The organism is Pseudoalteromonas sp. SIMBA_162 (assembly GCF_046535955.1).
GTDB classification, from domain to species: domain Bacteria; phylum Pseudomonadota; class Gammaproteobacteria; order Enterobacterales; family Alteromonadaceae; genus Pseudoalteromonas; species Pseudoalteromonas marina.
This window is the reverse complement of sequence record NZ_JAWJBQ010000636.1, coordinates 1-260: the sequence shown is the minus strand read 5'-3', so window position 1 is coordinate 260 and position 260 is coordinate 1. Positions and strand designations below refer to the sequence as shown.

General features: G+C 65.8%; 1 protein-coding gene. It reads right to left on the bottom strand.

All coding sequences use genetic code 11. The annotated features are described in order from the left end of the window. Positions 1-260, bottom strand: a 260-nt coding sequence (locus R0J88_RS21200; protein ID WP_410901056.1) for a penicillin-binding protein activator, incomplete at both ends; no start/stop codon positions are given.

Genomic DNA, 260 nt, shown 5'->3' with positions numbered 1-260 from the left:
AGCGGGACTTGCTCAAGAATGCGTGCGGCGCGTGGGAAATCCTTCTGCTTGTAGGCCAGGTCGGCCGCGCTCAGGCGCAGCAGTGCGGCGTCTTCCGCAGACTTGCTGGAAGCGGCCTTTTCGAGCAGTTGCTCGATGCTGGCGTCCGGGGTGCGCGGCAGTTCGCCCAGGCTGGATGAGGGCGAGCTGGCGCAAGCTGCCAGCAGGGCAGCGAGGCAGAGGGCTGTGAGCAGCCGCAGGCAAGCGATCATGTAAAGGTC